This is a genomic window from Burkholderia lata, assembly GCF_000012945.1.
In the GTDB taxonomy this organism is placed as follows: Bacteria; Pseudomonadota; Gammaproteobacteria; order Burkholderiales; family Burkholderiaceae; genus Burkholderia; species Burkholderia lata.
This window is the reverse complement of sequence record NC_007509.1, coordinates 1,092,820-1,112,074: the sequence shown is the minus strand read 5'-3', so window position 1 is coordinate 1,112,074 and position 19,255 is coordinate 1,092,820. Positions and strand designations below refer to the sequence as shown.

15 protein-coding genes are annotated in these 19,255 nt (G+C 65.8%); 9 read left to right on the top strand and 6 right to left on the bottom strand.

Translation table 11 applies throughout. The annotated features are described in order from the left end of the window. Positions 1-233 precede the first annotated feature (233 nt). Positions 234-1,787, bottom strand: coding sequence for an MFS transporter (locus tag BCEP18194_RS04735; protein ID WP_011350182.1), 1,554 nt, complete (start codon positions 1,785-1,787; stop codon positions 234-236). Between the two features lie 791 nt (positions 1,788-2,578). On the opposite strand from BCEP18194_RS04735, the gene BCEP18194_RS04730 reads away from it, so the two are divergent. The 8 genes from BCEP18194_RS04730 to BCEP18194_RS04690 all read left to right on the top strand — a co-directional run bounded on the left by BCEP18194_RS04730 (position 2,579) and on the right by BCEP18194_RS04690 (position 11,177). Continuing rightward, the gene (locus BCEP18194_RS04730) at positions 2,579-3,733 is read left to right on the top strand and encodes a CaiB/BaiF CoA transferase family protein (RefSeq protein ID WP_011350180.1); all 1,155 of its coding nucleotides are present in this window, start codon (positions 2,579-2,581) and stop codon (positions 3,731-3,733) included. A gap of 301 nt (positions 3,734-4,034) precedes the next feature. Further along, entirely contained in the window at positions 4,035-5,177 is a 1,143-nt protein-coding gene (locus BCEP18194_RS04725) for an acyl-CoA dehydrogenase family protein (protein WP_011350179.1), read from the top strand. Positions 5,178-5,255: 78 nt separating this feature from the next. Next, positions 5,256-5,753, top strand: a complete 498-nt coding sequence (locus tag BCEP18194_RS04720; protein ID WP_011350178.1) for a MaoC/PaaZ C-terminal domain-containing protein — start codon at positions 5,256-5,258, stop codon at positions 5,751-5,753. A gap of 5 nt (positions 5,754-5,758) precedes the next feature. After that, the gene (locus BCEP18194_RS04715; protein ID WP_041492504.1) at positions 5,759-6,976 is read left to right on the top strand and encodes a thiolase C-terminal domain-containing protein; all 1,218 of its coding nucleotides are present in this window, start codon (positions 5,759-5,761) and stop codon (positions 6,974-6,976) included. Between the two features lie 19 nt (positions 6,977-6,995). Beyond that, positions 6,996-7,415: a Zn-ribbon domain-containing OB-fold protein gene (locus tag BCEP18194_RS04710; protein WP_011350176.1), complete on the top strand. Its 420-nt coding sequence runs from the start codon at positions 6,996-6,998 to the stop codon at positions 7,413-7,415. 102 nt (positions 7,416-7,517) lie between these two features. Further along, on the top strand, positions 7,518-8,738 hold the full coding sequence (locus BCEP18194_RS04705) for a CaiB/BaiF CoA transferase family protein (protein ID WP_011350175.1): 1,221 nt from the start codon (positions 7,518-7,520) through the stop codon (positions 8,736-8,738). Positions 8,739-8,760: 22 nt separating this feature from the next. Further along, complete coding sequence (locus BCEP18194_RS04700) at positions 8,761-9,915, top strand: CaiB/BaiF CoA transferase family protein (protein ID WP_011350174.1); 1,155 nt, start codon at positions 8,761-8,763, stop codon at positions 9,913-9,915. Positions 9,916-10,247: 332 nt separating this feature from the next. Continuing rightward, positions 10,248-11,177: a LysR family transcriptional regulator gene (locus tag BCEP18194_RS04690; protein ID WP_011350173.1), complete on the top strand. Its 930-nt coding sequence runs from the start codon at positions 10,248-10,250 to the stop codon at positions 11,175-11,177. Positions 11,178-11,321: 144 nt separating this feature from the next. On the opposite strand, the gene BCEP18194_RS04685 is transcribed toward BCEP18194_RS04690, so the two are convergent. The 4 genes from BCEP18194_RS04685 to BCEP18194_RS04670 all read right to left on the bottom strand — a co-directional run bounded on the left by BCEP18194_RS04685 (position 11,322) and on the right by BCEP18194_RS04670 (position 17,540). Next, the gene (locus BCEP18194_RS04685; protein ID WP_011350172.1) at positions 11,322-12,800 is read right to left on the bottom strand and encodes an aldehyde dehydrogenase; all 1,479 of its coding nucleotides are present in this window, start codon (positions 12,798-12,800) and stop codon (positions 11,322-11,324) included. A 29-nt stretch (positions 12,801-12,829) separates the two neighbouring features. Next, positions 12,830-14,452, bottom strand: a complete 1,623-nt coding sequence (locus BCEP18194_RS04680) for a GMC family oxidoreductase (protein WP_011350171.1) — start codon at positions 14,450-14,452, stop codon at positions 12,830-12,832. A gap of 11 nt (positions 14,453-14,463) precedes the next feature. After that, positions 14,464-15,750: an MFS transporter gene (locus BCEP18194_RS04675; RefSeq protein ID WP_011350170.1), complete on the bottom strand. Its 1,287-nt coding sequence runs from the start codon at positions 15,748-15,750 to the stop codon at positions 14,464-14,466. A gap of 809 nt (positions 15,751-16,559) precedes the next feature. Next, positions 16,560-17,540 carry a helix-turn-helix transcriptional regulator gene (locus BCEP18194_RS04670; RefSeq protein ID WP_011350168.1) on the bottom strand — a complete coding sequence of 327 codons (981 nt, stop codon included), beginning with the start codon at positions 17,538-17,540 and terminating at the stop codon, positions 16,560-16,562. Positions 17,541-17,663: 123 nt separating this feature from the next. On the opposite strand from BCEP18194_RS04670, the gene BCEP18194_RS04665 reads away from it, so the two are divergent. Beyond that, positions 17,664-18,326: a glutathione S-transferase family protein gene (locus BCEP18194_RS04665; protein WP_011350167.1), complete on the top strand. Its 663-nt coding sequence runs from the start codon at positions 17,664-17,666 to the stop codon at positions 18,324-18,326. Between the two features lie 74 nt (positions 18,327-18,400). On the opposite strand, the gene BCEP18194_RS04660 is transcribed toward BCEP18194_RS04665, so the two are convergent. Further along, positions 18,401-19,231, bottom strand: coding sequence for an alpha/beta fold hydrolase (locus BCEP18194_RS04660; protein WP_011350166.1), 831 nt, complete (start codon positions 19,229-19,231; stop codon positions 18,401-18,403). Between the last annotated feature and the right edge of the window lie 24 nt (positions 19,232-19,255).

Here is a 19,255-nt window from a genome sequence, read left to right as displayed (position 1 = left end):
CTTGCTTGCGACAGGCGCGGCACTCGCGCTCGCGGCGGCCGATCCCCGGCATTCCGGCCCGCACGATCGAGCTGCGATGCCGGAACTGTCGGCCGTCTGCCGGCGGCTGTCAATCGTCCGTTGTGAGCCGGTGGCGGTATCGGCTACGGTTGCGGCAATGCGCAAAGACCCACCGGCGTGGCTCGGCCCGGCTCGGGAAACCCGCGCCGAGAAGCGCGGCTTCGAACCCGAGACTACCGGATCTGCCGCTGCACGAAGGCAATCGTTCCCCCCACCAGCGCCAGCCCCACGATCATCTCGAAGCCGTCCAGCGCGCTCAGGAAACTGGCCTGATGCGCGACCATATGCGCGATCTGACCCAACGACAGGCCGCGCGCCTCGGCTGCACCCAGCCCCTGCGCCTCGAACGCGTGCGTCATCGTGTCGAGCGTGTTCACGAACACCGGGTTGTACGGATTCGCGAACTCGACGAGACGCGTCTGATGCACGGCCGTGCGATGTTGGTCGACGATGATGAACGTCGCGGTCGACAGCGAGTAGGCCAGCTGTTTGACCACGTTCTTGAAGCGGTACCCGTGCGTGAATTCGTCGTTCGAGAAAATCTGAAACGCGGCGCTCGCGGTCGGTAGCGCGATGAACATCAGCAGAAAGCCGCGCAACACCAGCGGCGGCAGCAGCCAGCCCATGCTGACGTCGGGCGGCAGGTTGAGCACCCAGATGCCGATCGCGGCCGCCATCGCGAAGCCCGGCACGATCAGCCATTTGCGCTTGATGAGGCGCGCGTATTTGAAATACGCGATGGCCATCGGAATCGCCGTGAGCGAAGTGAGCCCGACGAGGCGGCCCGCATTTTCCACCGGATAGCCGAGCCCGCTTTGCAGGAGCCGCGAGATCAGGAAACCGATCGCATTACTGATGAAGTAATAGAACGCGTAAAGCACGATGCCTTGCCGGAACGGGCCTTCGCGCAGCGCATTCACGCGAAGGAGCGGGCGCGGATCGTGCCACTGATGCCACGCGAACCAGCCGAGCGCGGTCAGCCCCGCGACGGTGGCCAGCGGCATCAGCGGCGTGGTGCTGAACACTTCGAAGCGCAGCTGCTGCGCGACGATCTGCAGTGCGCCGAGCGCGATCGCGAACACCAGATAAGGCCACAGATGGGTGTCGCTGCGGCGCTCGATCGGGCGGCGGCCGATGTGCGGCACCACGAGGAAGGTGAACGCCGACAGCGCGGCCCCGCCGACCGTCGAGCACAGGAACAGCGCGCGCCAGTCGAAGTGCGCGACGAGATAACCGCCCGCCATCGGTGCGAGCGCGCTGGCGAGCAGGATCATCACGAGGAAGATGCGCGTGGCGGGGGCGCGTTCCTCGGGTGTGAAGCCGGTTTGCAGCATGATGCGGCAGGTGCCGAGCATCGGTCCGATGAAATAGCCCTGGAAGCCGCGGGCCATCGCGAGCGACATCGACGATTCGCTGAGCGATGCGGCGAGCGATCCCGCTGCGAACATCAGCAGGCAGCCGCTCAGGTAGCGCCGGAAGCCGAGGCGCTCGATCAGCCATTGCTGCTGCACGATGCCGAGCACGGAGGCGGTCGCGTAGGCGGTCGACGACCACACCAGCTCGTCCGGCGACGCATTGATGCCGCCCGCGATATAGCTCGTGAAGAACGAAAAGATCGAGTTGTCGAAGTAATCGATGCCGACGGACAACGCGATCGCCCACGGCAGCAGGTCGCTGCGCAGATGCCTGAGCGTGAACAGGCGGGCGCGGGCTGGCGTGAGTTTCATGACGCGGCACCGTCGGGCGTGCGCGCCGGCGGCCGGTGGCGGCGGACGAATCGGGTGGGGGGCAGGACGCGCGCATGAAGCGTGGCGCCGATGTGAGGCTGATGGAACACGTGGACTCCGGGCGAAATCCGACGGATATTCGGCCTGCCCTCTCGCGAGATCAAGGGTTAACGCGCATCGATTCCGTACTTCGAAATCCGCGTGCGTGGTCGCCGACGGCATCGTCGACGCGCAATTTCCATGAGAGTCATGCCGGCACTGCGGATCGTGGCCGCCGTGTCCTCTGATCGCGCGCTAGTCCCCGTCCGTTTGATCATTCGCTGCCTGAGCGCCATTGTGCCGCGCGTTGCCCGCCGTTTCGACGCAGGGAAGGCGGCACTTCGAAAATGATCAATTGGATCGAGGAATCGACGACGGTAGCCTAGATCCCACAATGAAATGGTCTGCGGATTCCGCAGTCGTTTGCGATGTGACGGGTGTGGCGATGTCGTGAGACCGGCCGGCACGTGAGCCGCGACACCGATCCGAGACGAGAAGCGTGTGCTGAATACCGGTGCGTATCGAGGCATCGGCGAAGGGATCGCACGCGCATGCGCGCGTGAGGTCTGCATCTCCTGTCGGTCGCGCGCTCGGCGGAAAAGCTCGACACACGGGCCCGCGCTTCGCGAAGGGCACCTTGCGGCGCGAACCATCACGTAGCGGGATCGACGATCACACGATCGCGTCCGCGTGCCGCACGCACGATGCCCGGCACGCCGAAGCTGAAAAACACTCTCATGGAGACAACCAGGATGCACAGCGCAAAAGGGCCGCTTGCCGGTATCAGGATCGTGGAGCTGGGGGGCGTCGGCCCCGTGCCGTTCTGCTGCATGTTGCTGTCGGATCTCGGCGCCGAAATCATTCGGATCGACCGCCCGCCCGGCTATGACGGCGGCCAGCCCGGCGACCCGCGTTTCAACCTGCTGAACCGTGGCCGGCGCAGTGCCGCACTCGACCTGAAGAAAGCGGCGTCGACTGCGGCGATCCTGAAGCTGGTCGGCCAGGCCGACGCGCTGGTCGAAGGGTTTCGCCCCGGTGTCGCGGAGAAACTCGGTCTCGGGCCGGACGCCTGCCTCGCGGCGAACCCGTCGCTGGTTTATGGCCGGATGACCGGCTGGGGGCAGCAGGGCCCGCTCGCGCAGGCACCGGGCCACGACATCAACTACATCTCGCTGAGCGGCGTACTGCATTCGGTCGGCGCGGCCGGCGGCCCGCCGGTGATCCCGCTCAATCTGGCCGGGGATTTCGGTGGCGGCTCGCTGTATCTCGCGCTTGGCGTCGTGTCGGCGATCCTCGAGAGCAAGCGGTCGGGCAAGGGGCAGGTGGTCGATGCGGCGATGGTCGACGGTTCTGCGTCGCTGATGACGCTCTTCTACGGCATGCTGGCGAGCGGCTACTGGAAGGATGAGCGCGGCAGCAATCGTCTGGACTCCGGTGCACCCTGGTACAACGTGTACGAAACCCGCGACGGGCGCTGGATCAGCATCGGGTCGAACGAGTCGCGTTTCTGGCGCAATACGCTGGAGATGCTCGGCTTGCCCGAAGAAGAGATGCCGGATCAACACGATCGTTCGCGCTGGCCCGAGGTCCATGCGAAGTTTGCGGCATTGTTCCTTACGCGCACCCGCGACGAATGGTGCGCGCTCGCCGAAGGCCGCGACGTCTGCATCGCGCCCGTGCTGTCGATGGCGGAAGCGCCCGATCATCCCCACTTGCGCGCGCGGCAGACATTCATCGAACGTGACGGCGTGGTCCAGCCGGCACCCGCGCCGCGCTTCAGCAGGACACCTGGCGAAATTCAATCGTCGCCGACGCTACCTGGCGAACATACCGACGAAGTTCTCGGCGACTGGGGGTTCACCGCCGCCGAACTGGCCGCGCTACGGGAGGCCGGCGCGATCGCATGATGTGAGCGGTGAGTGACATCGACGCTCGCGCAGCATGCAAGCGTCTCCCTGACTTTTCACACCGACTTCAATGACCGCCGCGCAGGGCGAAGTATCGCCCTGCGCGGCGTTTTCTTTTGCGCGCCTGTTCGTGGCTGCGATAGCGGTCGCCATCGCTTTCGCAGGCCATTGCGGATTTCGGGAAATCCGAATCGGCACTTCAGAAATGGTCAGTTGGTTTGCCAGGCTCGAAGCCCTAAGCTCATTCCACGACGAACAACGCGGCTGCTTGAGCAGACGCCAACAACTGGAGCGAAGACACATGGCTAACTTTCTCGACGAATCGCAAACGATGTGGCTCGACACCGTGAACAAGTTCATGGACAACGAGATCACGGTCGAATACGTGCGCAAGTGCGACATGAATCGCGACTACCCGTACGAGGCGTACGACAAGATTGCGAAGCAAGGTTGGCTCGGCATCCTCATTCCGGAGTCAGAAGGCGGCTCGGGCGGCGACATCTTCGATTACTCGCTGATGGCCGAAGGTCTCGGCAAGTTCGGTTTCGACTTCGCGTGTTCGGTGCTGGTGCCGACGTTCACCGCGATGAACATCATCAAGTTCGGCACGCCCGAACAGAAGAAGCAATACGTGCAGCCGTTCATCGACGGCAAGATCCGCTTCTCGGTATCGATCTCGGAACCGGACGCAGGCTCGGATGCCGCGAACACGAAGACGCGCGCCCGCCGCGACACCAACGGCGACTGGATCGTCAGCGGCCAGAAGCTGTGGTGCAGCGGCGCCGCAGCGAAGGACACCGTGATCGCGATGCTGGTGCGCACGAGCACCGACGACAAGCACAAGGGCCTGTCGGTGCTGCTGATCCCGAACAACACGCCGGGGATGGTGATCAACAAGCTGCCGACGCTGTCGCGTCATGCCACGGGCACGACCGAGATCTTCCTCGACGAAGTGCGCGTGCCGGGCGATGCGCTGCTGGGCGAGGAAGGCCAGGGCTGGAAGATCATCACGGAACACCTGGAACTCGAACGCTGCGCGGTGGCAGCGGCATACACGGGTAACGCACAGCAGGCCGTGACGACCGCCACGCGCTACGCGCACGACCGTATCCAGTTCGACCATCAGCTCTACGACTTCCAGGTGATTCGCCACCTGCTCGCCGACTGCCAGACGAAGGTCGATGCAGCACGCCTGCTCTGCTATCGCGCCGCGCAGCTCGCGGCCGATCACGTGCCGTGCAGCCGTGAAGTGTCGATGGCGAAGCTGTACGGCTCGGAAACGCTGAAGGAATGCGCGCTGGCCGGCATGCAGATCCTCGGCGGTTACGCGAACCTGCCGGAAGCCGACATGGAACGCTACCTGCGCGAGAGCATCCAGTCGACCATCGGCGGCGGCACGTCGCAGATCCAGCGCACGATCATCGCGAAGTCGATGCGTCAGTAACGGTCACGCCTTTTCCTCGAACGAAGCGCGCGGGCACGCGGTGCCCGCCACCATCCCAATTCAACCGGAGACACAGTAATGAGCGTCATCAACAACAGCGTCAACATTCCGCTCGACGAGCTGGAAATCGGCACGAAGTTCCGTTCGAATGGTCGCACCGTGACCGAGAGCGATGTCGTGATGTTCTGCATGTTCACGGGCAACTGGATCGAGATTCACTCGAACAAGGAATACGCGTCGAAGACCCGCTGGGGCGAGCGTATCGTGCAGGGCCAACTGACGTTCTCGCTGATTTCGGGGCTGCTGCAGTTCGGCCCGGCGATCCAGGCGAACTACGGCGTCGACAAGATGCGCTTCCTGAACCCGGTGAAGATCGGCGACACGGTCTACGCCAGCGCCGAGGTGATCGCGAAGAAGGAGAAGGACGACAAGTTCGGCGTCGGCACGATGCTGATCCAGGCGTACAACCAGCGCGGCGAAGTCCTGCAGCGCAGCGAATGGAGCCTGCTGATGCTGCGCAAGCGTGCCGATCTCGACGCACTGATCGCCGAAGCGCAACCCGACTTCAAGGTCTGAGGAGCATGACCATGACTCCCCGTCCGGTTGCGGCGATCGTCGGCATGGGCGACGCCTATGCGTCGCGCGCGAATCGCAAGGACCCGCTGCAGTTGGCCGCCGAGGCGACGCTCAATGCGCTCGCCGACGCGGGCATCGGCAAGGACCAGGTCGACGCGGTGTTCACGGGCCGTTCGCCGTGGGCCGACAAGCGCTCCCAGTGGAGCAACATCTTCATCTCGCACATGCAGATGCCGGTGACGATCACCAGCGAGTTGACGATGCACGGCGCGGGCCTGACGTCGACGCTCGCGATCGCGTCGCAGATGATCGCGGCAGGGCGCGCGGAATACGTGCTGTGCCTGCAGAGCGATGCGACCGAGCTGTTCGTCGACGCGGTCGCGATGGGTGCCGAGGCCGATGCGGATCCGCAGTTCGAGGTGCCATACGGCCCGACGATTCCGGCGCTCTATGCGCAGGCCGCGCAACGCTACTTCCACGAGTTCGGCATCACCGAAAGCGACCTCGCCGATGTCGCGATTGCGAACCAGCGCTGGGGCCGCCATCACCCGCATGCGGCGAAGGCGAAGTTCGGCGAGATCGACCGTGCGGCGGTGCTGTCGTCGCCGTATGTCGCGACGCCGCTGCGCCGCTGGATGTGTTCGACCTGGGGCGGCGGTACGGGCGGCGCGCTGGTCGTGACGTCGCCGGAGAACGCACGCCACGCGCCCAATCCGGTGTACCTGATGGGCTACGGATCGGCGACGACGCACGAGTATCTGACCGACCGGATGAACCTGCGCACGTGCCGGTTCGACAGCATCGGTGTGTTGCCGAACCTGACGACCACGGCCACCGCCGAGGCAGCGCGCCAGGCTTATGCGATGTCGGGGCTGACGCCTTCCGACGTCGACATGGCGCAGCTCTCGGTGAACTTCGCGCACATGGGGCCGATCGTGATGGAGGATCTCGGCTTCGCGAAGAAGGGGCGCGGTATCGATGTCTATCGCGAAGGCCGCACGGGCGTCGACGGCGACCTGCCGACCGACACGAACGGCGGCTGGCTGTCGTTCGGGCAGCCCGGCATTTCCTGCAACATGGACAGCATCATCGAAGCGGTCAGGCAGTTGCGCGGGCAACCGTTGGGACTGGCGCCGTCGCGCCGTCCTGAAACCGTGCTGGTGCAGGGCGCGGGCGGGATGCTGGCCGCCGGCGCCGTGCTGCTGCTGTCGTCCGCAACGTGAACCCTGATCGGGAGCATCCATGACCGAAACCCATTTGCCGAATGCCTGGCCGCAGCCGTACCGGCTGCTCGACGCCCAACCGTACTGGGACGCACTGGCCGAAGACAGGCTGACCTACCAGCGCTGTACCGACTGCAGCGAGGCCGTGTGGCCGGCCCATTCGTTCTGCACGCACTGCGGCGGGAAGTCGCTGAACTGGACCGAAGCGTCGGGCCGTGGCGAGATCTACTCGCACAGCACGATCATGCGCGGGCCGACGCCGGTCTGGGCCGACATCGTCCCGTACACGGTCGGCTTCATCCGGATGGACGAAGGCTACTACCTGTTCGCGCAGATCGACGAAGCGCCCGAAGCGATCCGGATCGGCCAGCGCGTCGAAGCGCGGATCATCCAGCGAGGTGAACAGAAGCTGCCGGTGTTCGTGCTGTCGGCATCCTGACGGCCGCGTGCGGAGCGCCGGAGCAACCGGCGCCCGCGCGGCCGTTCATTCACGGAGGAGACATCGTGAACCTGCATTTCCAATCCGTCGACGGAGGCTGACATGGCCGGACCCCTCGACGGCGTGCGCGTCCTCGACCTGACGTCGAACTTCATGGGCCCCTACGCATCGCTGCTGCTGGCGGACATGGGCGCCGACGTGTGCAAGATCGAATCGCGCGACGGCGACACGACGCGCAATATCGGGCCGAGCCGGCATCCCGGCATGGGCCCGATCTTCCTGCATCTGAATCGAAACAAGCGCAGCCTCGTGCTGAACCTGAAGCACCCGGACGGCATCGCGTCGCTGAAGCGGATGGCGGAAACCGCCGACGTGCTGCTGTACAGCATGCGGCCGCACACGATGGCGAAGCTGGGCATCGCGTACGAGGATGTGCGCAAGCTCAACCCGCGCATCATCTACTGCGGCGCATTCGGCTTCGGGCAGAACGGGCCGTATGCATCGCGTCCGGCCTACGACGACCTGATCCAGGCTGCGGTCGGCATGCCGGTGCTGCAAAGCCGCAAGAATGGCCCGCCGACCTATGTCGCGAGCGCGATTGCCGATCGGGTAGTCGGGATGGCGACCAGCAATGCGGTGGCGATGGCGCTGTACCGGCGCGAGAAGACGGGCGTCGGCCAGCAGGTGTTCGTGCCGATGCTCGAGACCTTCGCGCATTTCGTGATGGGCGATCACCTGTACGGACACACGTTCGTCCCGCCGCTCGGCGACTGGGGCTATGCCCGGATGATGAATCCGGACCGGCGCCCGTATCGCACGCTCGATGGCTACATCGGCGTGAACGTCTATGCGGACCATCACTGGAAGCGCTTTTTCCTGCTGTCCGGGCATCCCGAGATGGCCGAGGATCCGCGCTTCAACAACATCGGCGGCCGGACCGAGCACATCGCGCACCTGCACGCGTTTCTCGCGCGCGTGTTCGAGACGCGGACCACGGCCGAATGGGTGAACACGCTGACCGAAGCCGATATTCCGGTGATCGAGATGAATACGCCCGAAACGCTGATCGACGATCCGCACATGACGGCGGTCGGGTTCTTCGCGGAGCAGGAGCACCCGTCGGAGGGGCGGATTCGTACGCTCGGCATCCCGCAGCAATGGAGCGAGAGCGTGCCGGCGCTGCGTTATCCGGCGCCGCGTCTCGGTGAGCACTCGGTGGCGCTGCTCACGGAGTACGGCTTCGATCGCAACGAAATCGACGGGATGCTGCGTTCGGGCGGCGTGTATGCGCCCGAATCGGACGGCGTGCCGCAACCGCAATAAATACGAAATCAGGAGAAGCGACATGTTACGCGATCTGCCGCTGTCGGGTGTCGTGGTAGTCGAACTGAGCGATAGCGCGTCGGCGCCGTTCGCCGGAAGGGTTCTGGCGGCGCTGGGTGCCGAGGTCTGGAAGGTCGAGCGCCCGACGGGCGACTCGGCCCGCGGTTGGGGGCCGAGCGAATGGAAGGGCAGCGGTGCTGCGTATCACGGGCTCAACCGTGGCAAGCGCGCGATCTGCATCGATATCAAGGATCGCGAACAGCTCGAGACGCTGCACCAGCTGATCGCGGAGCGGGCGGACGTCTTCCTGCACAACCTGCGACCCGGCTCCAGCGCCGAATACGGTCTCGATTCCGACAGCCTGCGTGTGACCAAGCCGGAACTGGTCTACTGCGAGATCGGTGCGTTCGGCCATCTCGGCCCGATGAACACGTTGCCCGGCTACGATCCGCTGATGCAGGCGTTCTCGGGGATCATGAGCATTACCGGCGAAGAAGGGCAGTCGCCGGTTCGCGCCGGGGTGTCGATCGTCGATTTCGGCTCGGGGCTGTGGGCCGTCATCGGCGTCCTGTCTGCGTTGTATCGTCGCCAGGTCAAGCATTGCGGCGCAACCGTCAACGGTTCGCTGCTGGAAACCGCGCTGGCGTGGATGACCGTCAGCATCGCGAACTACAACGCGGACGGCGATACCGGCGGCCGCCATGGTTCCGGCGTCGCGTTCATCGTGCCGCACCGCGCGTATTCGACCACGGACGGTCACCTGATCGTCAGCTCGGCGAACGACACGCTGTTCGCGAAGCTGTGCGCGGCGCTGGATCGCCCCGAATGGGCGCTCGACGATCGGTTCGCGACCAATGCGGCGCGCTTGAAGAACCGGACGGAGATCGATCGCCTGATCGGCGAGCGCTTGTCGACGGACACCCGCGCGGCATGGCAGGCACGCTTGCAGGCGGCCGGCATTCCCGTCGCGCCGATCCAGACGACGGCAGAGGTGGTCGACCATGCGCAGACGCATGCGCTCGGCATCATCGAAAAGCCGTCGGACGACGAGATCGGGTTGGTCGGGCTGCCGTTGTCGTTCGACGGCAAGCGTACCCCGCCCCTGCATGCGGCGAGGGATATCGGCGCCGACAATCCGTCGCTCGACGCGCTGCTCAACGCGAGCCGGCAGGCATAGCGCGGTAGCGGAAGCGGTCGGTGGCGCTCGACAGCCCGGAAAATCGTCGCCGGCGCGACAGCGTTCGCGCGATCCGGGGCCGGACGAAAACCTGAGAGTCAATCCACCGGGCGTGCATCGCCGGCACCGTCGAGGTGCCGGCGAGTCGCACGTTAACGCGATGCACTGCGTGGCCGGCAGGACGCGATCGGTATCGAATGCCAGTGTCCCGGATGTCCGGAGCGGCGCCGAGGTCCTGGATTGCATCGGATGACCCTGACTGGGCGCTCGCGCGACGCGTGGCGACAGCCGCGCCGTCCGCCGACGCCCTGAAGACGTGCATGAGGGGAGACATGAGTACTTTCAATCGCCTGCACCTGATTCGGCAGGTCGATCTGCTTACGTTGAAGCTGTTCCTGTCGGCGGTCGAGGAGCAGCAAATCGGCCTGGCGGCGATCCGCGAGAACGTGGCCGCATCGACGGCGACCAAGCGGATTCAGGATCTCGAGGACATCGCGGGCATCAAGCTGCTCGAACGCAGCCCGAAAGGGGTGCTGCCGAGCCCGGCGGGCGAGGTGCTCGTCCGTTATCTCCGGCGGATCTTCGCGAACCTCGACGACATGCGCTCGGAGATCGCGGCGTTTACCGACGGCATGCGGGGGGAGCTGACGATCGCGTCGGCGCGCTCGATCATCGTGCCGTTTCTCGCGCGCGAGATCGGCGAATTCCAGCGTGCGTATCCGCTCGTCAATATCGTCGTGCGTGAGCTCGACAATGCCGGCATCGTGCAGGCGGCCGCACGCGGCGAAGCCGACGTCGGCGTGTTCGCGGCCGCTCACGCGCTCGATCTCGGCGGTGTCGACGTCACGCCGTATCGCGAGGATCGCCTCATCGCGGTCGTGCCGCAGGGGCACCCGCTTGCCACGCGCACGAGCGTCACGACCGAGGATCTGCTGTCCGAGAACCTGATCGTCGTCGGGGCGATGGTCGGTGCGATCCGGGCGGCGGCGCGCCGGCTCGGCGTGGATTTCCAGCCGCGATACGACGTCCGCAGCACCGGCGTGGCCGTGAGCCTGGTGCAGGCCGGGCTCGGTGTGACGGTCCAGCCGGAATGCATGGTGAGCCACGAATTGTTCAGCCGGGTCGCCGTGCTGGAACTGGCGGAGCCGTGGGCCGTGCGCCGCGTTCAGGTCGCCACGGCACGCGGTCGCGAGTTGAACCCGATCGCGCGTGCGTTGATCGAGCAATTGCTCGACCTGCCTGAAGACACGCCCGTGGCATGACGAAATGCGGAAGACCCCGGCCGCGCGGGTGAGCGAAGCATGGGGTCTCGGGAAGGACAGGCATCCTGCGTGCGTCAATCGAAACCTGAACCTGAACCGCCTGTTCGACCGCGTCGACCGGGCGGTTTGCGCTTTCGGCGCGGACTACGCAAGCGGCTGATCGAGCACGATCGTCTTCGATTCGACGAACGCATTCAGTCCTTCGACGCCACCCTCGCGCCCGATACCCGATTGCTTGAAGCCCCCGAAACCGATCGAGAAGTCCGTGCGCGACGCATTGTGTCCCACGCTGCCGGTACGCAGTTGCCGCGCAACCTGTAACGCATGCTGGGCGTCGGAGGTGAACACCACCGCATTCAGGCCGAAGATCGAATCGTTGGCGAGTTCGATCGCATGCGCTTCGCTGTCCGCCGCGATCACGGACAGCACCGGCCCGAAGATTTCCTGCTGCGCGAGGGTCGACCGGTTGTCGACGTTGGCGAACACCGTCGGCTCGAAAAAGAAGCCGCGCGACAGATGGCGCGGACGTGCGCCGCCGGCGGCGAGCGTCGCGCCCTCGGCGATGCCCTTGGCCACGTGGTGCTCGACCGTGTCGCGCTGCCGCGCGGTGGCCAGCGGGCCGACCGTCGTGGCGTCGCTGAACGGGTCGCCGAGCACCATCTCACGTGCCGCCTCGCTCAATGCTTCGACCATCGTGTCGTGCTTCGCGCGCGGCACGATGATGCGCGTCAGGCTGTGGCAGACCTGCCCGGTCAGGTAGCTGAAGTACGACTTGCCGAGCACCTGCGCGGCGGCGTCGAGGTCGTAATCGTCCAGCACGAGCGCCGCCGATTTGCCGCCGAGCTCGAGCGTGACGCGCGCGATCCGCCCGGCCGCGGCCTCGCTGATGCTGCGGCCGGCTGCGGTGGAACCCGTGAACGTGATCTTGTCGACGGACGGATTTCGCACCATCGCCTCGGACACCTCGCGATCGGCGGTCACGACGTTGACGACACCGGGCGGCAAGCCGATCTCGTCGCAGATCTGCGCGAACAGGTACGCGGAAGTCGGCGCTTCCGGCGACGGCTTGATGATGACCGTGCAGCCCGCGAGCAGCGCGGGCGCGACCTTGTACGCGATCAGCGCGGCCGGGCCGTTCCACGGCACGATCGCGAGGACGACGCCCACCGCTTCCTTGACGGCATACGCCTGGTGCCCGGTCACCGAGCGGTGCGGCTCGACGAACGGGTAGGTGTCGGCCATGGCCGCGTACTGCCGAAACGCCGCGCCGAGAAACTGGCCGATGCGCGGCTTCGCGATCCGCTGGAGGATGCCCGACTCGATGCTCCAGCCGCGCGCGAACTCGTCGTTCGCCGCTTCGAGGTGTTGCGCGATCCGTTCGAGACAGGCGGCCCGCTCGGCCGGCGTCATGCGCGGCCACGGTCCCTGGTCGAACGCGCGGCGTGCCGCATCGATCGCGCGCGCGGCGACGGCCGCGTCGGCGCGCGCCACCCGCGCCGCCACGCGCTCCGTGCTGCAGTCGAGCACTTCGAAGGTTTCGGCGGAAGGAGCGGGCGTCCACTGGCCGTCGATGTAGAAGCAGTCGGGATGGTCCAGCGGAATGGTTCGGTCGTTTGCTTGCATGAGAGGAGAGGTCGTCCTTGTGTGAGGAGTCAGACGGAAACGGCCCGGGGCGCGGTGGCATCCGCGCGAATCATGTCGGCGCCCTTCTCGCCGATCATGATGCAGGCCGCGTTGGTGTTGCCGGCCACGATCCGCGGCATGACGGACGCGTCGATGACGCGCAGCCGGGCCACGCCGCGTACGCGCAGCCGCGGGTCGACGACAGCCTGTGCATCGACGCCCATCCGGCAGGTGCCGACCTGATGCCAGCCGCTGTTGCCGTTCGCCTTGAGGTGCGCGAGCAACTGTTCGTCGGTCGTGACGGCGGCACCGGGCGCGAGCTCGTGGACGATCCGCGATGCGAGCGGTGCGGCGTCGGCAATGCGCCGCAGCATCCGCAAGCCCGCGAGCGAACGGCGGATGTCGCCGGCGTCGCTCAGGTAGTTCGGATGAAACGCGGGAGCCTGCAGCGGGTCGGGCGACTTCAGCGCCATATGGCCGCGCGAATCGGGTGTCAGCAGCACCATCGACCCGCCGATGGCCGGATAGTCGTCGACGACCGGGTCGCCCGACGCATCGAACTTGAACGTCATCGGGCTCACCGTCAGTTGCAGGTCCGCTTCCGGACGCCCGGCCTCGCTGCGGGCATAGGCGGTCACGGGCGCCGCGCCGATCGCGAGATAGCCGCCGCCGGTGAGCAGGTAGCGCGCGCCTTCCAGATACTTCCGCAGCCCGCGCAGCTGGTGGTTGTACGAGCTTTCCGGCGTGACGCGCCACGCGAACGAGCCGAACCAGTGATCCTGCAGGTGACGGCCCACGTCGGGCGATTCGACCGTCGCCGCGATCCCGTGCCGGTGCAACGCGCCGGCATCGCCGATGCCCGACAGCATCAGCAGATGGGGCGACGCGAGCGCGCCGCCCGACAGGATCACTTCCCGCGTGGCGACGATCCGGCGCCGCGCGTCGTTGTCGAGCACCTCGATGCCGGTGGCCTGGCCCGATTCCAGCAGCACGCGCGTTACGCGCACGCCGGTACGGACCGTCAGGTTGCGGCGATGGCGGACGGGCTCGATGAACGCGTTGTACGACGTATGGCGGCGGCCGTTGCGGATCGTGTATTGCCGATAGGCGACGCCTTCGTGCGGCGGCCCGTTGAGATCGTCGCTGCGTCGAATGCCCACCTGTTGCGCGGCGGCGATGAAATCGTCGGCGGTCGGGTGGGTGATCGCCGCATCGCTCACGTGCAACGGGCCCTGACCGCCGTGATACGCATTCGCGCCGCGCTGGTTCGTTTCCGACCGGATGAAAAACGGCAACACGTCGTGCCAGCCCCAGCCGTCGTTGCCGAGTGCGGCCCAATGGTCGAAGTCGCTCGGCTGGCCGCGCATGTAGATCATGCCGTTGATCGCGCTGCTGCCGCCGAGCCCCTTGCCGCGCGGCCAGTACACCGTGCGGCCGCCGAGCGTCGGCACCGGCTCGGTATCGAACGCCCAGTTGAACCGCTTGTTCATGAACAGCTTGCCCGCACCGGCGGGCGTGCGTACCCAGAAGTTGTTCATGTCCGGGCCGGCCTCGACGAGCAGCACGCGCACGGCAGGGTCCTCGGACAGCCGGCTGGCGACCACGCAGCCCGACGAGCCGGCGCCCACCACGATGTAGTCGTAGATTTCCATGAGGGTGTGTCTTATTGCGATGACGGAATCAGCGGCACGACGGTCGCCGCGATGATGGCGGGAATCGCGAACGCATAGAAGTTCCAGTGCAGCCCGAGGTTCGCGCCGACGATCCAGCCGCCGATCATCGGGCCCAGGATCGAGCCGAAGCGCCCGATGGCCTGCGCGCCGCCCAGCGCCGACCCGCGGCACGCGGTCGGGAAGTGCGCGGCGATATAGCCGTAGATCAGGCTGCTGGTGCCGATCGAACCCAGCCCGGCGCCGAACACGGCGAGCATCAGCCACGCGAAATCGAGCTTCTGGCTCAGTGCGATCAGCGACAGCGCACCAATGACAAGGAACGGAAACATCACGCGTTTAGAGCCGAGGCGGTCGGCCAGCCACGCGCCGCCGAGCATGCCGACGACCGCGCCGAACTGCATCACCAGCAGGAACTGCAGCGACGACCCGAGCGGATAGCCGGCCGAGCGCATCAACTGCGGCAGCCACGCGTTGAGCCCGTAGGTGATCACCTGGACGCAGAACGTCATGAACACCAGCAGCAACGCCGTGGTGCGGAATTCGCGGGACAGCACCAGCCGGTAGCCGCGTACCGCTTGCGCGCCGTCTTGCGACGCTTGCTGTGCCTGCTTGTCCTGCAGGATCTGGTCGAAGTCGAGCGAATACCGGGCCGCGAGCGTGCGCGCTTCGTCGACGCGGCCGCGATCGACCAGGAAGTCCACCGATTCGGGCAGGAAGAAGGCCATCACCGGCAGGATCACCGCATAGAACGCACCGATCGCGTACAACGTGCGCCATCCATGTTCGTGCAGCAATGCGATGGCGACCAGCGCACTCACGATGCCGCCCACCGAATAGCCGGTCAGCGTGAGCGCGTTGTACAACTGGCGTCGGCCCTTCGGGGCGTACTCGACCGACATCGCGACCGCGGACGGCACGACGCCGCCCATGCCGATGCCCGTGACGAAGCGGGCGGCGCCCAGGAAGGTCGGCGACGTCGCAAGCGCACAGACGATCGAGCCGACGGAAAACCACAGGACGCCCGTCATCAGCAGGCGACGCCGGCCGATGCGGTCGGTCAGCGGGCCGGCCACCGCCAGCCCGACCATCAGGCCGACCAGGGTCCAGCTGCCGATCATGCCCGCGCCGGCCGGGCTCAGGTGCCAGCCGGGTTCACTCAGCAGATGCGGAACGGTTGCACCGTAGACGATGAGATCGTAGCCATCGGCTACGAGCGTCAGGAAACATAGAAAGATGACGAATAGACGGCTTCGGGCCTGCGGCGTTGCTTGACTCACGTTGTCTCCTTACCTTTGTTGTATCGGTTTTATTGTCAGGCGGACCTTCCGGGTTCTCACGGGCGCGACGGTCTTGCTCGCGACACCGAGGGTGCAGCCCGTTTTTCAGGCACGCGCCGATGACGGTCGCGCTCGCTTGACATGCTTCGTGCGGGTGCGCGTCGGGCAGGCGATCGGGAGAGGCCGAGCCGCATGCCGGCTTGCGTACACGCGCGGACGAACCGGAACGGCGATCAGGAAGAAGACGTCACGGAATCGGCACCGGGTTGACTGGCGGCATCGCACCTTGCCCGTGAAGATGACCTGTGGGAGCAGGAAACGTGTGCCGCTTGATCAGGGGAAACCGATGTCGCTTGCTGCTGCCTGTCCGCCGGATTCGAGTGAATCCGATTCGTGACGGACAGGGTAAGAGCATGTCAACGGCAAGCCAATTGAGCGTTTCCGAAGTGTCGATTCGAGTGCGGCGAATCCGGCGGCGGCGTGCGGATTTACCCTGTGTCGAACGGGAGGGGCAAGGGTGGGCGCTTTCGATGTACGGAAATATTCGGAATCCGGAATTGACCGTTCGATGGCGCGGCGGCAGGCTACACATGCACTTGACGAAGCGGCCAGGATTGCATCGATATGCACCGGACGCCCGATGCAGTCACGCGGCTCGATCACGCCAACAGGGGGCGAGTGCCGGCCGGCTTCACGAGGTTGATGACCGTCGAACCGGTTGTGCAGCGCATGCGTGCAAGCGCGATGACGCCGACCGGGGCGGTGACTGTGCGCGACCGCTTCGACACACGCGACGGCAGCGCCGCGCTTCAATCGTCGCTTGGTCGATAAAGCGCTTGTATCTGCGATAACGCTTCGATGAATTGATCCTTGAGCGCCTGCGGCCCGAGGATTTTCACGTGTGCGCCGTACCCGAGCAGTTTCCGCGCGCCGTGCTCGATCGATTCGATCGGCATCAGGAATGCCTTCCATCCCGGCGGTACCTGCGCGCTGCCAGTATCCCGCGACGCCGGCTCGGTCTTGATCCGCGCGTTGGCCAGCCAGGTTTCGCCGCGCGGCGACACGGCGATATGGGCGGTCAGTCGATTGAGGTCGGTTTCGTACCGGCTCATCGCGTCGCGCCAGTGCGTCGCGAGGTCGAATCGCGCGGGACGCTTGAAGCGGCGGCGCGTTGCCTCGAATTCGAGGATATTCGCGAGCCGGAACGTGAGTGCGCCGGGCTTGCCGACCACCTTGGCAACCAGGTACCACGCGCCGCCTTTGAGCACGAGGCCAAGCGGCTCGAGTTCGCGGCGGGACACGCTGCTCCAGCTCTGATACTTCACGTCGATACGATACGAACCCCACACCGCATCGGCGACTTCACGCAGGAATGCCGGCGTTTCCTGCGCCCGGTACCAATCGACGGTGTCGACATGCAGCCGGCTGGCGACGCGATCGGCGTGCTCGCGCGAGCCGGGCGGCAGGCTGGCGATCATCTTCAGCCGCGCGGAAGTCGCCATGCCGTCGAGGCCCAGTTCGCTCGCCGGCCCCGGCAAGCCCGCCAGAATCAGTGCATGCGCTTCGTGCTCGGTGAGCCCGGTGAGATCGGTGCGCCAGCCGTCGCTCAACTGAAAGCCGCCGTTGCGGCCGCGATCGCCCCAGATCGGCACGCCGGCCGTGGAGAGCTGGTCGATGTCGCGCAGGATCGTGCGCTCGGACACTTCCAGCGCGTCGGCGAGCGCCGGTGCGGTCATCCGGCCGCGCGCTTGCAGCATCATCATGATCGACAACAGGCGGCTCGCTTTCATGAGCGACACGTTACCTCAAATACCTGACATGAGGTGTCATGTTTTACGGCTTATGCTGTGCCGCATTCCTGGTCTGTTTCATCGACGCAGGTTGCGCAGCATGACACCACAGGGGATCAAACGATGAAGATCATTTCCGGGCCGCTGAGCATGTTCGGGGCGAAGGTCGAGATTGCGGCACACGAGAAGGGTATCGACTTCGAGTTGGTGATGGTGCCGTTCAGCCAGCAGCGTGGCTACGATCCCAGGCATCCGGATGTGCTGCGCATCAACCCGAAGCGGCAGGTGCCGGTGCTGATCGACGGCGATCTGGATCTGTTCGATTCCACGCAGATCTTCGAGTATCTCGAGGACCTGAAGCCCGATCCCGCGCTATGGCCGGCGCACCCGGCGGCGCGCGCGATTGCGCGTAAGCTCGAACACTGCAGCGACGAGATCTATTTTCCGCACGTCGTCCGGCTGATGGGGCTGGAGGAGACGCCCGACGATCCGGCGGCACAGGCTGCGCGTGCAGAAGCGGCCCAATACTATCGGCGCATGGAGCGCGTGCTGGCGGATCGCGAGTTTCTGGCCGAAACGTATTCCTACGCCGACATTGCGTTCTACATGGCGCAGTTGTTCGGCGCGCGCAAGGGCGCACCGATGACGGACGAAACGCCGCGCCTGCTTGCTTGGCGTGAACGGATGACGGCACGTCCCGCCGTGCGCAAGGTCGCCGGTGCGATGGCCGCCTATCTTGCATCGATCGGGGAAGCGGTTCCCGGTTTTCTCCGCGAGATCGACTAGCCGGTTTCGAGAGCGGGTAGGAGACGGCCTTCAGCCGCAAAGGCACCTGAAGGCCGCGCTGGCGTTGTCGGCGTTCAGCTGCGGATGAACGCGAGCAGATCGGCGTTGATCGTCTCGGCGTTGGACGTGGGCATGCCATGCGGGAAGCCCGCATACGTCTTCAACGTGCTGTTCCTCGCCAGCTTCGCCGACAGGAGGCCGGAATCCGCATACGGGACGATCTGGTCGTCGTCGCCATGCATCACGAGAACGGGGATCGTGGTGCCTTTCAGGTCTTCGGTGAAGTCGGTCTGCGAGAACGCGACGATGCCGTCGTAGTGGGCCTTCGCGCTGCCCATCATGCCTTGCCGCCACCAGTTCCAGATGACGCCTTGCGACGGCTTCGCGCCGTCGCGGTTGTAGCCGTAGAACGGGCCGGCCGGCACGTCGTAGTAGAACTGCGCGCGGTTCGCCGCGAGTTGCGCCTGGAGGTCGTCGAACACCGCTTTCGGCAAGCCGCCCGGATTGCTGTCCGTCTTGACCATCAGCGGCGGAACCGCGCTGATCAGCACGGCCTTGGCGACGCGTTCTTCGCTGTGGCGGGCGACGTAGTGGATGACCTCGCCGCCGCCGGTTGAATGGCCGACATGGACGGCGCCTTGCACGCCGAGGTGATTCACGACCGCGGCGACGTCGTCCGCGTAGTGATCCATGTCATGACCGTCCCACACCTGGCTGGAGCGCCCGTGGCCGCGACGGTCATGCGCGATCACGCGATAGCCCTGTGCGAGGAAGAAGAGCATCTGCGCATCCCAGTCGTCGGCGCTGAGCGGCCAGCCATGATGAAAGAAGATCACCTGGGCGTCGCGCGGCCCCCAGTCCTTGTAGAAGATGTCGACGCCATCCTTCGTTGTGACGTATCCCATGTCTGCTCCTGTTCGGTGGGCGAT